Source organism: Labrenzia sp. OB1, assembly GCF_001624695.1.
In the GTDB taxonomy this organism is placed as follows: Bacteria; Pseudomonadota; Alphaproteobacteria; order Rhizobiales; family Stappiaceae; genus Roseibium.
The window spans coordinates 1-710 of the sequence record NZ_JSEP01000095.1; the positions used below are offsets into that span (position 1 = coordinate 1).

At 59.7% G+C, this 710-nt stretch carries 1 protein-coding gene; it reads left to right on the forward strand.

What is annotated here, in order from left to right:
• Positions 1–710: IS256 family transposase (locus OA90_RS27875; RefSeq protein ID WP_156510739.1), on the forward strand; the 710-nt coding region annotated here is incomplete at both ends.

A 710-nucleotide genomic window follows, 5' to 3' on the forward strand; every position in this document is an offset into this window, starting at 1 on the left:
GGACATCACAGAGGCTTTGTGGGGCACACGGGTGTCACCAGGCACGGTGTCCAACCTGAACAAGAAGATCTATGCCAAGATCGAGGAATGGCGGAACCGTCGAATAGAAGGCGAGCACCCCTACCTCTATCTGGATGGCATTGTGATGAAGCGGACATGGGCTGGCGAAGTCCGAAATGTCTCGCTGCTTGTAGCCAGTGCGGTGAATTCTGAAGGGTATCGGGAGATCCTGGGCATTTGCGAGGGCGCCAAGGAAGACAAGTCCGGTTGGTCCAACTTCCTGCGTCATCTGGTCGACCGGGGTTTGAGCGGCGTGAAGCTGATCATCTCCGACGCCTGCCGGGGGCTGGTGGAGAGCATAGCCGACTATCTGCCGGATGCGCAGTGGCAGCGCTGCATGGTGCACTTCTACCGCAATGTGTTCAGCCACGTTCCCTCCACCAAGGTGCGCGAGGTCACGCATATGCTGAAGGCCATCCATGCCCAGAACCGCAAGGCGGCCCAGGAAAAGGCTGACTCTGTTATCGCAGACCTGCGGGCGCGGCGACTGACACGGGCCGCCGACCTGATTGAAGAGAGCATCGGCGAAACGCTGACCTATTACGGCTTTCCGGACAGCCATTGGCGCAAGATCAGAACCAGCAATCCGCTGGAGCGGATCATGAAGGAGATCCGGCGACGAACTCGGGTCGTCGGGGCGTTCGCGGACG